The following is an 11,667-nucleotide window of genomic DNA, read 5'->3' on the forward strand; positions in this document are numbered from 1 at the left end:
TCGCGCCCGGCAAGGCCAATCTGACCGACGCCGACGTCGTCAACCAGATGGAGGAAGAGCGCGCCAACCTGGCCGCCGCCGACCGCCGCGCCGCTCTGCCGATCCCGCCTCAGCTGATGCTGAGCCGCACCCTGGCTCAAGGCAACCAGGCCGCCGGCGCCGCCGGCAGCCTGCTATCCTATGCCCCCGCTACAGACACCTCCTTCTCGGGCATCGAGGTTCGTGTCGTCCCGGAGAACGTCACCAACGCGCCGAAGACTCCGATGGCGGCCACCCGCGAGCCGCAGGTCGAGGAAAAGCTCCTGATCACCCGCCGCGGCGAGAATTTCGAAACCGTGGTGCGCAATGCCGGCGCCAACCGCGACCAGATCGTCTCGATGATGAAGGCCTTCGACGGCCGCGTGAAGGTCGCCGCCCTTCCGGAGGGCCAGGTGCTGCAGGCTCTGTTCGCGCCCGGCCCGCGCCCCGGCGATCCCCGCCAGATCGTTCGCGTCGCCCTGCTCGAGAATGGGCGCCCTTCGGCCGCCGTCGCGATCAACGACAAGGGCCTGTTCGTCCCGGTCTCGCTGCCGCGAGTGGAAGTTGCCGGGCCGCAGCAGAAATCGCAGGCCGGCGCGCAGGACGACGAGGAGGAAGAGGAAGAGGAGGGCGGCACCGGCGCGCGCCTCTATGAGAGCCTCTACGAGACCGGGCTGCGCCACGACCTGCCGCGCCCGCTGATCGACGAACTCGTCCGGATCTTCTCCTATGACCTCGATTTCCAGCAGCGGGTGCGCGGCGGCGACAATCTCGAAGTCATCTTCACCGACGACGACGACGGCGAGCGCGCCGAGATTCTGTCAGCGAGCCTCACCGTCAATGGCGAGACGCGGCAGGTTTTCCGCTATCAGGCGCCCGAGGATGGGCTGATCGACTATTTCGACAGCGACGGCCGCTCGCTGAAGAAGTTCCTGCTGCGCAAGCCGATCAGCGACGGCGAGATGCGCTCGGGCTTCGGCATGCGCTACCACCCGATCATGCGCTATTCGAAGATGCATACCGGCATCGACTGGGCCAACAAGATCGGCACGCCGATCCTGGCCGCCGGCAACGGCACGATCATCAAGGCCGAATGGGATTCCGGCTATGGCCGGCGCATCGAGATCCAGCACGCCAACGGCTATGTCACCGCCTACTCGCACCAGTCGGCCTTCGCCAAGGGCATCGCGCCCGGCGTCAAGGTCCGTCAGGGCCAGGTGATCGGCTTCCTCGGCAACACCGGCCTCTCGACCGGGCCGCATCTCCACTACGAGGTCCTGGTCAACGGCAACTTCGTCAACCCGATGAAGATCAAGGTGCCGCGCGGCCGCGAGCTCGACGGCAAGGCACTGGTCGAGTTCAAGCGCCAGCGCGACGAAGTTCTGGGCCTGATCGAAAAGGCCGGAGGCCAGACCGCGCAATTGCGCTGAACCTCGTTTCCCTGCCCGGCGGGCCTGATGCTATCCTCCTTCCTCATCGTCCTCCCCGTCTTCGGCCTGATCGCGATCGGCTATGGTGCCCGCTGGCTGAAGCTTCTGCGGGAAACGACCGGCGAGGGCCTCTCCGATTTCGTCTTCGTCCTCGCCATCCCCTGCCTGCTGTTCAAGACGCTGGCGACGGCCACGATCCCGCCGGACCAGCCCTGGGGCTACTGGATTTCCTACTTCGCCGGCCTCGCCGTCGTCTGGGTGATCGCCCAGCTCGTGGCGCGGCATCTGTTCGCCCGCAAAGGTCCCGAGCTTGTCGTCTCCGGCTTCGCCGCAGCCCAATCGAACACCGTCTTCGTCGGCATCCCGATGATCCTGAAGGCCTATGGCGAAGCTGGCGCGGTGCCCCTGAGCCTGCTGCTCGCCGTGCATTTGCCGGTGACGATGACGGCCGCGACGCTGCTCGCCGAGGGCAAAGGGACTTCGCCGCTCCTGCTGCTCAGGCGCCTGTTCACCCACCCGATCGTCGTCGGCATCCTGTTGGGCAGCGCCGCGCGCCCCTTCGTCGGCATGCTTCCGGCGCCGCTCTGGTCGATCGTCGACCTGATCGCGGGCGCCGCCGTCCCCTGCGCTCTGGTCAGCCTCGGCATTGCGCTACGGCGCTACGGCCTGGCCTCCGGCATCGCCCTGCCGGCGATCCTGAGCCTCCTCAAGCTCATCCTGCACCCGCTGATCGTCTTCCTGCTGGCGACCAAAGTGTTCGCCATGCCGGTGGCCTGGGCTGGGGTCGCCGTGCTCTTCGCCGCCTGTCCCTGCGGCATCAACGCCTATCTCTTCGCCGAGCGCTACAAGCAGGGCGTCGCCGACGCCTCCAGCGCGATCGCGCTATCGACCGGACTTTCGCTCTTCACCACCGTCGGCTGGCTCACCTTTCTGGGCGTGGGCTGAACGCCTCGGCCTGACGAGGATCCGGCCGGGCAGCGATTCACGTGAAACCGAGCTGCCGCCGGATCGCCTCCGGCGTCGCCCCGTCCGCCCGCAGATCGGCGAGGCTCCGGGACAGCCGGCTCTTCGCCAGCTTCTGCCCGGTTTCGTCGTTCAGCAGCTGATGGAAATGATAGCGCGGCGTCGGCAGGTCGAGCAGGCGTTGCAGCAGGACATGGATCCCGGTCGCCGCTTCCAGATCCCGCCCGCGAACGACATGGCTGACACCCTGCAGCGCGTCGTCGACGACCACCGAGAGATGATAGCTCGTCGGCACGTCCTTGCGCACCAGCACGACATCGCCCCAACCGGCCGGATCGACGGTGACGTCCCGCTGTGCTCCAGTTTCGTCGAAGAGCCGGTAGACGAGCGCTGCGCCCGCCACCCGCGCCAGGGCCCGGTCCATGGCGAGCCGCAGCACATGCGGCTCGCCGACGGCGCGGCGTCGGCGTGCCTCGGCTTCACTCAGGTCACGACAGGTGCCGGGATAGAGCGGCGCGCCGTCGGGATCGCACGGCCAGGGCATTCCGCTCTCGGCCTCGCATCGGCCCACGGCCTCCTTCACCTGCTGGCGCGAGCAGAAGCAGGGATAGACCAGCCCCATCGCATCGAGCCTGTCCAGCGCGCGGCGATAATCGTCGAAATGCCGGGATTGCCGCCGCACCTCCGGTAGGAACGAAATCCCCAGCCAGGCGAGGTCATCATAAATGCCCTGCTCGAATTCGTGCCGGCAGCGCGTCAGGTCGATATCCTCGATCCGCAGCAGCAGCTCGCCGCCGAAGCGCCCCGCCAGCCGCTGGTTGAGCAGCGCCGAATAGGCATGGCCGAGATGCAGCCGCCCGTTCGGGCTCGGCGCGAACCGGAAAACGGGTGGAGACGATGCCATCTGCTTCTGTCTATGGTTTGCGGCGAGCCTCGCCAAGCCCTGCCTCCTGACAGGACCAGGAGCAGCGATCGGCAATAGACCCGGGCAACATGACGACGATCTCCTGCACCGCCGATCTCGAAGAGGGCATGGCTGCCCTCACCACGCTCGATCCCGTCTGGGACCAGATCATCGCCCGGACCGGCATCCCGCCGCTGCGCCGCCGCGAGAGCGGGTTTTCGAGCCTGGCCTCGATCATCGTCTCGCAGCAGCTTTCGGTGGCAAGCGCCCGCGCCGTCTGGGCGAGGGTCGAGAGCGTGCTCGCCCCGCTGACGCCGGAACGCGTCCTCGCTGCCAGCGACGAGGAGATGCGGCTGTCGGGTCTGTCCCGGCCGAAGCAGAAGACGCTGCGCGCCGTCGCCACGGCGATCGCCGAGAACCGGCTCGACCTTGCCGCGCTGGAGACGGCGACGCCGGAATTCGTCCACGCGCACATGACGGCCGTTTCCGGCATCGGCCCCTGGACGGCGGATGTCTACCTGCTGTTCTGCCTCGGCCATCGCGACGGCTTCGCTGCCGGCGACCTCGCGGTGCAGGAGGCCGCGAAGGTCGCTTTTGGGCTGCCATTGCGGCCAAATCCCGCCGAACTGGCGGAACTCGCTGAAGCCTGGCGGCCCTGGCGAGGCGTTGCCGCACGCCTGCTCTGGGCCTATTACGCCGCGCTGAAATCGCGCGAGGGCATCAACGCCTGAAGCGTCAGCCGCGCGCGATCTTCAGCGCAGCCTGCGCCGCATGACGCAGGAAGCCCGTATCGCTCATCACGGTGACCAGACGCGCGCCGAGTGCGACACCTTCCGCGGCCCGTTCGGCGCTCGCAGCATAGAAGGCGACCGGCTTCTTCACGGCATTGGCCCGCGCCACGATGTGGCGCAGCGCGTCATCGACCTCCTTGGCCGAGGCATTGACGGAGGCGCCGCCCGACAGCGCGATCGAGAGATCGGACGGGCCGACGAAGAGCGCGTCGATCCCCTCGAGCGCGAGGATGTCGTCGACGATCGCCAATGCCTCGCGGGTCTCGATCATCGCGAAGGTCAGCGAGAAGCTGTTGGCCTGCCGGAGATAGCCGTTCTGGTCGAGGCCGGAGGCGCCGAGGCCGCCATAGCTGCCCCAGCTGCGCTCGCCGAGCGGCGGATACTTGGCATAGGCCGCGAGCCGGCGCGCATCCTCGATCGTGTTGATCATCGGCGCGATGACGCCGGAGGCGCCGGAATCGAACAGCTTCGAGACGTTCTGGAACTCGCCGACCGGAATGCGGGCCAGCGCCGGCTTGCCGGCCGCGTTGATCAGCGGAATCGCCCGGATCACCTCGGCGAGCGTGATCGGGCCGTGCTGCATGTCGAGCGTGACCGCGTCGAAGTCTTCCTGCGCCAGGATCGCGGCGATGCTCGGATCCGGCAGCCCGCACCACGCGGACAGCAGCGTCTCGCCCTTGGCGAGACGATCGGCGAGCGAGGACAGCACGGTCGGCTTGGCGGCGGTCATGAGCGCATTCATCCGGTTGCCCGCTCTTCACCACTGGCGGGTCCGGCGACCCTGGACCGAACCGGCGGTGAAAGGCAAACGATGCGGCATGCACCATGCTCAAGGGCGCAATGCGATGAAGTCCGCACTGCGCCCGAGCGTCGTTAGCGGCCGGCCTGGATCTCGTCGGCGGCCTTTATCAGGAGCTCGGTCATCGTCCGACGGATCTCATCGTCCGCGACCGTGACGCCGCCCGCGGCGAAATCGGCCTTGACCTTGCGCAGCACGTCGTCGTCGCCGGCCTCCTCGAAATCGGCGAGCACCACGGACTTGGCATAGGCATCGGCATCGGCGCCGCTCTTGCCGAGCTTCTCCGCGGCCCACAGGCCGAGCAGCTTGTTGCGCCGGGCCGTCGCCTTGAAGCGGAGCTCCTCATCATGCGCGAACTTGTTCTCGTAGGCGTCCTTGCGCTGGTCGAAGGTGGTCATCTGGTTCTTATCCTCTTCGGAGCGGCAATCTTGCTGCGGCGCGATATGAGCTTCGCCATATAGCAATGTGATGGCGGTGCGGGCTAGAGGCCCAGCTGTCCAACCTGATCCGGCACGGCCAAATCCGGCGTCGCGACCCCGCCTCAGGCGCTTTGTTGCGTTTGCAGCACGAAAGGCCCATATAGCGCGACGTGTGGCCGGTTCCTAGGGAGCAGGGCCCGCATGAACCAGCCGGACCGGCGCGCCAGGATCGAACTCGACAGAGCAACGAGATTGCGCGAGAGCGTGCTGAAAAGGGCCATGATCCCGCCGCGGGCAACCGCGACCAGAGAGAGGCCGACCCTTTGGATTTCCTCAAGCCACGGTATATCCCGATGAACCGCCGCCGTCGCATTTACGAAGGCAAGGCGAAGGTCCTCTATGAAGGACCGGAGCCTGGAACGCTGATCCAGCATTTCAAGGACGACGCGACCGCCTTCAATGCCAAGAAGCACGAAGTGATCGACGGCAAGGGCGTGCTGAACAACCGCATCTCCGAGCACATCTTCAGCAATCTCAACGATATCGGCGTTCCCACGCATTTCATCCGCCGCCTGAACATGCGCGAGCAGCTGATTCGCGAGGTCGAGATCATTCCGCTCGAGGTCGTGGTCCGCAATGTCGCCGCCGGCTCGCTCTCGACCAAGCTCGGCATCGAGGAAGGCACCCAGCTGCCGCGCTCGATCATCGAGTTCTACTACAAGAACGACGCGCTGGGCGATCCGATGGTCTCGGAAGAGCACATCACGGCCTTCGGCTGGGCGACGCCGCAGGAGATCGACGACATCATGGCGCTTGCCATTCGCGTCAATGATTTCCTCTCCGGCCTCTTCCTCGGCGCCGGCATCCGTCTCGTCGACTTCAAGATCGAGTGCGGCCGGCTCTGGGAAGGCGACATGATGCGCATCGTCGTTGCCGACGAGATCAGCCCCGATTCCTGCCGGCTCTGGGACATCAGGTCGAAAGACAAGATGGACAAGGATCGCTTCCGTCGCGACCTGGGTGGGTTGATCGAGGCCTATACCGAAGTGGCGCGCCGGCTCGGTATTCTCGGCGAGAACGAAAAGCCGGGCCCGGCGGGCCCCCGGCTGGTGCAGTAATTGTCGCGCCTCGTGCTGTGAGCATGACGGCTACCAAGTCCCAGACGACCGGACGGGGGCGCTTGCGCTCCCGTTTGCGTTTCGGCGCGCTCGCGCTCGGCATGATCCTGATCGCCGGCTGCGCCGATCATTTCGGGCCGGGCCTGGTCCAGCTCGCAGCCGGGCGCGGCTGGGAACCGCTGCCGATCCAGAACTGGGTCGTCAACGACGGCATCAATCCGAAGGCGATGGTCTTCTGCACGCCGCAGGACTGCGAGCGGCCGGGCGTTGCCGCGCTGCTCAGCTTCGAAGGCAGCGAGGCCGCGGACATGGCGCGGACGCTTGCGCTCAACCCGGCGCGGCTGGCACGCGAGTTCTCCAAGCGCCCAAAGGCGAAGCGGGCCGAGAAGCCGAAGAGCACGACCACCGTCTCGCGCTTCAAGCAGGACGGCACCGACGGCATCCTCGTCGAAATCCGCGCCAGGGACGGCGGCCGCCTGGCTGCGACCGCGATCCTCTACGCGCGCAAGGACGCCACGCTGTCCATGGCGATCGCCGTGACCAACGATTCGCAGGCCGCCCAGGATTTCGCCCGCGCGACCTGGGCGAGTCGCTGAAATGGTTGAGCCGGCACCGATTCACCGCTAAGCGAACCGACAAGCGCCCCGTTCCGGAGATCACGATGAAAGCCCGCGTCACCGTCACCCTCAAGACCGGCGTGCTCGACCCGCAGGGCAAGGCGATCGAGGGCGCGCTGAAATCCCTCGGCATCGACGGCGTCGGCTCGGTCCGCCAGGGGAAGGTCTTCGACATCGAGCTCGACGGCGCCGACAAGGCCGCGGCCGAGGCCGCCCTCAAGGCGGCCTGCGAGAAACTCCTCGCCAACACCGTCATCGAGAACTACCGGGTCGAGATCGGAGCCTGACCGATGCGCGCCGCCGTCATCACCTTCCCCGGCTCGAATCGCGACGGTGACGTCGCCAAGGCTCTGCGCCAGGCGGGCGCCACGGTCGACCATGTCTGGCATGGCGACCATGAGCTGCCTGGTGGCACCGACCTCGTCGTCCTGCCCGGCGGCTTCTCCTATGGCGACTATCTGCGCTGCGGCGCCATCGCCGGCCGCGCCCACATCATGGACGCGACGCGGGCGCATGCGGCACGCGGCGGCCTCGTTCTCGGCATCTGCAACGGCTTCCAGATCGCCTGCGAGGCCGGCCTGCTGCCGGGCGTACTGGCCCGCAACGCCGATCTGAAATTCGTCTGCAAGCGCCAGCATCTCAAGGTCGAGCGCAACGACACCGCCTTCACCTCGGCCTATGCCAAGGGGCAGGTGATCGATGTCTGCATCGCCCATGGCGAGGGCAACTATATCTGCGACCCCGAGACGCTGGCCCGGCTCGAAGGCGAGGGACTCGTTGCCTTCCGCTATTGCGATGCGGATGGGAACGTGACTGCCGCGACCAATCCGAACGGCTCCCTCAACGGCATCGCCGGCATCTATTCGCCCGGCCGCAACGTGCTCGGCCTGATGCCGCATCCGGAGAATCTGATCGACGGCCTCGTCGGCGGCACCGACGGCCGCGGCATGTTCGAAAGCCTGGTCGGCGGCAAGAAGGCGGCCTGACCTGCGGCCGTCACTTCACCAGCGCCGCCGCCTTCGCCAGCATGCGTGACGCTGCCTGCCCGTCGAGCGGGCCGACATGCTTGTCGAGGATGCGCCCGTCCGGCCCGATCAGGAAAGTCTCGGGCACGCCGTAGACGCCCCAGTCGATCGCGGCGCGGCCGGCACTATCGGCACCGACGGCGGAATAGGGATTGCCGAGCGCGCCGAGGAAGCGGCGGGCGTTCTCGGCCTCGTCCTTGTAGTTGAAGCCGACGAGCTGGACCTTGCCCTGCTTCACCGCGGCTGAATCGGCCATGGCGACGAGGAAGGGATGCTCGACCCGGCAGGGCGCGCACCAGCTGGCGAAGACGTTGACGATCGTCGCCTTGCCCTTGGCGAGATCAGCCATGCCGAAGGCCGGCACAGGTTGGCCATCGCGCTGCAGGCCTTCGAGCGGCGCCAATGTGACCGCCGGGGCCGGCTTGCCGATCAGGGCCGAGGGCACCTTGCTGGCATCGCCCGAGAACAGCCCTTTGGCGAACACCGCCGCCAAGGCCGCGAAAACCAGCAGCGGGATCGCATAGAGCCAGGGCGACCGTCGCGGCGCTGAAACGGACGCCTCGCTCATGACGACGCTCCGCCACGACGACCGGCGCCGCGCTCTTCCAGCGCCGCCAGTGCACGCCGCTGCGCGCGCCGGTCGAGCAGGATCGCGGCGGCGAGACCGCCGAGTATCACGGCCGCAGCCAGATAGGCGGCGAGGATGAAGCCGGCATGGGGTCCGAGCACGTCCGTCATTGCGCCGCCTGCAGCGAGAGCCGGTCGAGCCGCTCGGCCTCGAAGATCGTCAGTGTGCGCACGCGCCGGCGCAGGATCTCGGCCTGCATGGCGGCGCAATGCAGCGCCAGCGCCAGCAGCGTGAAACCGATCGCGGTGATCACCAGCGGCCAGAGCATCGAGGAATGGATGGTCGGCCCGCCCAGCCGCAGCACCGAGGCCGGCTGATGCAATGTGCTCCACCAGTCGACCGAGAACTTGATGATCGGGATGTTGACGCAGCCGACCAGCGTCAGGATCGCGACGGCGCGGCCGGCCCGCGAAGGCTCGTCGATGGCCCGGCGCAGCGCGATCAGGCCGAGATAGATGAGGAACAGCACCAGCATCGAGGTCAGGCGCGCATCCCAGACCCAGTAGGTGCCCCACATCGGCTTGCCCCAGAACGACCCGGTCAGCAGGCAGATCAGTGCGAAGCAGGCGCCGATCGGCGCCGCCGCCTGCTGGGCGACGTCGGCGAGCGGATGGCGCCAGACCAATACGCCCAGCGCCGAGAGCGCCATCATCGAATAGAACATCAGCGCCAGCCAGGCCGCCGGCACATGGATGTACATGATCTTGATGGTCTCGCCCTGCTGGTAATCGGAGGGGGCGACGAACCAGACGAGATAGAAGCCGATGGCGAGCAGCAGCGCCGCCGCCCCCGCGAGCCAGGGCAGCAAGATGCTCGACAGGCGCATGAAGCGCGCCGGATTGGCCAGTTCGGTAAGGCTCGCCATGACGGTGGTGGCCGGCTCTGCTCTTCTTTCGACCAGTGAGCATGTAGCAATCGCCGGCCCGGCTCACAATCGAGGAGCGGTACCTGCGACGATGAGGCTAGCAAGGAGGCTAGTTCTTCTCCGGCACGGCCGACTCGTCGCCATCGACCTTGTCGAGGACGCTGAAGCTGCCCGAGCGAGCGCCGTCGGCGGCGACATCGAAGCCCTCGGCATTCAGGCCGCGCCTGAGCAATTCGCGGACGGCCGCGGCGCGGCTCGGCATCCGCTTCTCGAACCGCCAGTTCTCGACCGCACGGAGTTCGTCCGCGCTGAGCATGATCTGCAGACGTTCGCCGCGTTCCAAATCCGGCATGGCGCGCTCCATCGCGCTGGAAATGAGTAAGTGACTATATTTGCGCGAGTTACTCAACCGCAAGCGGCTGCGTCGCCGACGGCACCTTAGCGTCAAGCGACTCAAACTCCACTGACACAATCTACTAACTATCTAAAATTGTTATATTTTTTATTGAGCGCTACTCAGCTCGGGCGTAATATCGGGTCGTAGGAGGGATTGCCATGCTCATCACGCTATCCGATCCCATGCGACGCGACATCGAGACGGCCGTGCGCCTGGAGGCAGGTCAATCGCGGGTCGTCGACGTCTTCGGCGTCGCCGAAGACGTCCAGCGCCGTTTCATCGATGAGAATGTCGCGCTCGAAGACATCGCAGCCGCCGTCGCCCGATTGGCAACCCAATCTGGCTGCGCCCTGGAACTCGACCGGGGTGAATTGTCCGAGGTCTGACGCCTCAATCCGGCTGGCGCAACGCTGCCGCCGCCGCGACACTGCCAACCACGGCCGCCATCAGCGATAACGCAGCCAGGATCAGCAACGGGCTCTGCAGCGGCATCGGCCCGCGTGCCGCGTCCGAAGCCGAAACACCGAAGATCAGCACGGGCACGCACAGCGGCGCGACCAGGATCGGCAGGATCAGGCCGCCCCGCCGTAGGCTCGCGGTTAGTGCCGCGGCGCCCGCCCCGATGAAGCTCAGCGCCGGAGTTCCTAAAGCGAGGCTCGCGGTCAGTGGCAGGACGCTCTCCACCGGCAGCGCGACGAGCAGCCCGAGCAGCGGCGCGGCCAAGGTCAGCGGCAGGCCGGTCGTCAGCCAATGCGCCAGCGCCTTGGCGAGGACGGCGAGCTCGAGCGGCAGCGGCGCGCCGCGGATCAAATCGAGCGAGCCGTCCTCCTCATCAGCCTGGAACAGGCGGTCGAGCCCGATCAAGGTCGCCAGCAACGCCCCGAGCCAAAGGATCGCCGGGCCGATCCGCGACAGCAGGTTGAGGTCGGGCCCGAGCGCGAACGGAATCAGCACCACGACGGTCAGGAAGAAGACGAGCGCGAGCTCGCCGCCGCCGCCGGCCCGGACAGCCAAAGCAAGATCGCGCCTGAGGATGGCAAGGAAGGCGCCGGTCACGGGCCGATCCTGAGTTCGCGCGCGCCGTCGAGGCCGAGCGGGCCGTGGGTCGCCGCCAGGATCGCGCCGCCCGCCGCCAGATGTGCCTGCATGAGCTGCGACAGCATCGCCTGCGAGCCGATATCCAGTGCCGCCATCGGCTCGTCCAGCAGCCAGATCGGCCGCGACGCCACCAGGAGGCGTGCCAGCGCGACGCGCCGGCGCTGGCCGGCCGAGAGATAGCCGACCGGCAGCGACCCGGCATGCGGCAGGCCGACCGTCGCGAGCGCCTCGGCCGGGTCGAGGCCCGGCTGGCCAAGCAGATCCCGCGCGAAACGCAAATTCTCGGCCGCGGTCAGCGCGGTCTTGAGCCCGTCGCGGTGGCCGACCAGATGAACTGCCTCGGCCGGCGGCAGGTCGCCCTGCCCCTCGAGCTTGATCACCCCGGCTTCGGGCCGCAGGCGCCCGCACACCATGGCGATCAGGCTCGATTTGCCGGCGCCGTTGCGGCCGGTGAGCGCGATCGCCGTGCCATTTTCCAGGTGGAAGCTGACGTCGCCGAAGACCGCGCGCCCGCCGCGGCGGCAAGCGAGCCCTTCGGCTGTCAGGGCGAATTTCTGGAAAGGAATCTGCGTCACGCCGAGCCTGTCTTCCGAAG

Annotated in this window: 17 protein-coding genes (1 of these 17 running past the window's edge); 8 read left to right on the forward strand and 9 right to left on the reverse strand. The window is 67.3% G+C overall.

Going from position 1 to position 11,667, the window contains the following annotated elements; genetic code table 11:
• Both CXY91_RS03155 and CXY91_RS03160 read left to right on the forward strand, forming a co-directional pair.
• Nucleotides 1-1,448 carry the 3' portion of a M23 family metallopeptidase gene (locus tag CXY91_RS03155; protein ID WP_248307333.1) on the forward strand. The gene continues 589 nt to the left of window position 1, outside the view, so only the last 1,448 of its 2,037 coding nucleotides appear in the window; its start codon lies beyond the left edge, outside the window; the stop codon is at nt 1,446-1,448.
• Nucleotides 1,449-1,475: 27 nt separating this feature from the next.
• The gene (locus CXY91_RS03160) at nt 1,476-2,393 is read left to right on the forward strand and encodes an AEC family transporter (protein ID WP_100959268.1); all 918 of its coding nucleotides are present in this window, start codon (nt 1,476-1,478) and stop codon (nt 2,391-2,393) included.
• Between the two features lie 37 nt (nt 2,394-2,430).
• Here CXY91_RS03160 and gluQRS read toward each other — a convergent pair whose 3' ends face one another.
• On the reverse strand, nt 2,431-3,315 hold the full coding sequence (gene gluQRS / locus CXY91_RS03165; RefSeq protein WP_100959269.1) for a tRNA glutamyl-Q(34) synthetase GluQRS: 885 nt from the start codon (nt 3,313-3,315) through the stop codon (nt 2,431-2,433).
• A gap of 89 nt (nt 3,316-3,404) precedes the next feature.
• On the opposite strand from gluQRS, the gene CXY91_RS03170 reads away from it, so the two are divergent.
• Nucleotides 3,405-4,046: a DNA-3-methyladenine glycosylase family protein gene (locus CXY91_RS03170; protein WP_100959270.1), complete on the forward strand. Its 642-nt coding sequence runs from the start codon at nt 3,405-3,407 to the stop codon at nt 4,044-4,046.
• Nucleotides 4,047-4,050: 4 nt separating this feature from the next.
• Here the strand turns inward: CXY91_RS03170 and CXY91_RS03175 are convergent, their stop codons facing one another.
• Together CXY91_RS03175 and CXY91_RS03180 are read right to left on the reverse strand one after the other, a co-directional pair.
• Entirely contained in the window at nt 4,051-4,836 is a 786-nt protein-coding gene (locus CXY91_RS03175; RefSeq protein ID WP_100959363.1) for an HpcH/HpaI aldolase family protein, read from the reverse strand.
• A gap of 143 nt (nt 4,837-4,979) precedes the next feature.
• Nucleotides 4,980-5,303, reverse strand: coding sequence for a DUF1476 domain-containing protein (locus CXY91_RS03180; RefSeq protein WP_091843151.1), 324 nt, complete (start codon nt 5,301-5,303; stop codon nt 4,980-4,982).
• Nucleotides 5,304-5,647: 344 nt separating this feature from the next.
• On the opposite strand from CXY91_RS03180, the gene purC reads away from it, so the two are divergent.
• The 4 genes from purC to purQ all read left to right on the forward strand — a co-directional run bounded on the left by purC (nt 5,648) and on the right by purQ (nt 8,045).
• Nucleotides 5,648-6,442 (forward strand): phosphoribosylaminoimidazolesuccinocarboxamide synthase, encoded by a 795-nt coding sequence (gene purC, locus CXY91_RS03185; RefSeq protein ID WP_091843148.1) that lies wholly within the window; start codon nt 5,648-5,650, stop codon nt 6,440-6,442.
• A 62-nt stretch (nt 6,443-6,504) separates the two neighbouring features.
• A complete protein-coding gene (locus tag CXY91_RS03190; protein ID WP_158673249.1) occupies nt 6,505-7,038 on the forward strand; it encodes a hypothetical protein in 534 nt (177 codons plus the stop codon).
• 65 nt (nt 7,039-7,103) lie between these two features.
• Nucleotides 7,104-7,346 (forward strand): phosphoribosylformylglycinamidine synthase subunit PurS, encoded by a 243-nt coding sequence (purS, locus tag CXY91_RS03195; RefSeq protein WP_091843141.1) that lies wholly within the window; start codon nt 7,104-7,106, stop codon nt 7,344-7,346.
• Nucleotides 7,347-7,349: 3 nt separating this feature from the next.
• Nucleotides 7,350-8,045 carry a phosphoribosylformylglycinamidine synthase subunit PurQ gene (gene purQ, locus CXY91_RS03200; protein WP_091843137.1) on the forward strand — a complete coding sequence of 232 codons (696 nt, stop codon included), beginning with the start codon at nt 7,350-7,352 and terminating at the stop codon, nt 8,043-8,045.
• Between the two features lie 10 nt (nt 8,046-8,055).
• On the opposite strand, the gene CXY91_RS03205 is transcribed toward purQ, so the two are convergent.
• The 4 genes from CXY91_RS03205 to CXY91_RS03220 all read right to left on the reverse strand — a co-directional run bounded on the left by CXY91_RS03205 (nt 8,056) and on the right by CXY91_RS03220 (nt 9,929).
• Nucleotides 8,056-8,652, reverse strand: coding sequence for a DsbE family thiol:disulfide interchange protein (locus tag CXY91_RS03205; RefSeq protein WP_100959272.1), 597 nt, complete (start codon nt 8,650-8,652; stop codon nt 8,056-8,058).
• On the reverse strand, nt 8,649-8,822 hold the full coding sequence (ccmD, locus tag CXY91_RS03210; RefSeq protein ID WP_091843129.1) for a heme exporter protein CcmD: 174 nt from the start codon (nt 8,820-8,822) through the stop codon (nt 8,649-8,651). The genes CXY91_RS03205 and ccmD overlap by 4 nt, the downstream gene beginning before the upstream one ends.
• On the reverse strand, nt 8,819-9,577 hold the full coding sequence (locus CXY91_RS03215; RefSeq protein ID WP_100959273.1) for a heme ABC transporter permease: 759 nt from the start codon (nt 9,575-9,577) through the stop codon (nt 8,819-8,821). The genes ccmD and CXY91_RS03215 overlap by 4 nt, the downstream gene beginning before the upstream one ends.
• A gap of 109 nt (nt 9,578-9,686) precedes the next feature.
• The gene (locus CXY91_RS03220) at nt 9,687-9,929 is read right to left on the reverse strand and encodes a hypothetical protein (protein ID WP_100959364.1); all 243 of its coding nucleotides are present in this window, start codon (nt 9,927-9,929) and stop codon (nt 9,687-9,689) included.
• Between the two features lie 203 nt (nt 9,930-10,132).
• On the opposite strand from CXY91_RS03220, the gene CXY91_RS03225 reads away from it, so the two are divergent.
• Nucleotides 10,133-10,360, forward strand: a complete 228-nt coding sequence (locus tag CXY91_RS03225) for a hypothetical protein (protein WP_091843121.1) — start codon at nt 10,133-10,135, stop codon at nt 10,358-10,360.
• A gap of 4 nt (nt 10,361-10,364) precedes the next feature.
• On the opposite strand, the gene ccmB is transcribed toward CXY91_RS03225, so the two are convergent.
• Together ccmB and ccmA are read right to left on the reverse strand one after the other, a co-directional pair.
• A complete protein-coding gene (gene ccmB, locus CXY91_RS03230; protein WP_100959274.1) occupies nt 10,365-11,030 on the reverse strand; it encodes a heme exporter protein CcmB in 666 nt (221 codons plus the stop codon).
• On the reverse strand, nt 11,027-11,647 hold the full coding sequence (ccmA, locus tag CXY91_RS03235; protein ID WP_248307334.1) for a heme ABC exporter ATP-binding protein CcmA: 621 nt from the start codon (nt 11,645-11,647) through the stop codon (nt 11,027-11,029). The genes ccmB and ccmA overlap by 4 nt, the downstream gene beginning before the upstream one ends.
• Nucleotides 11,648-11,667: the final 20 nt, after the last annotated feature.

The sequence above is a fragment of the Allobosea sp. FBZP-16 genome (assembly GCF_002831785.1).
GTDB classification, from domain to species: domain Bacteria; phylum Pseudomonadota; class Alphaproteobacteria; order Rhizobiales; family Beijerinckiaceae; genus Allobosea; species Allobosea lupini.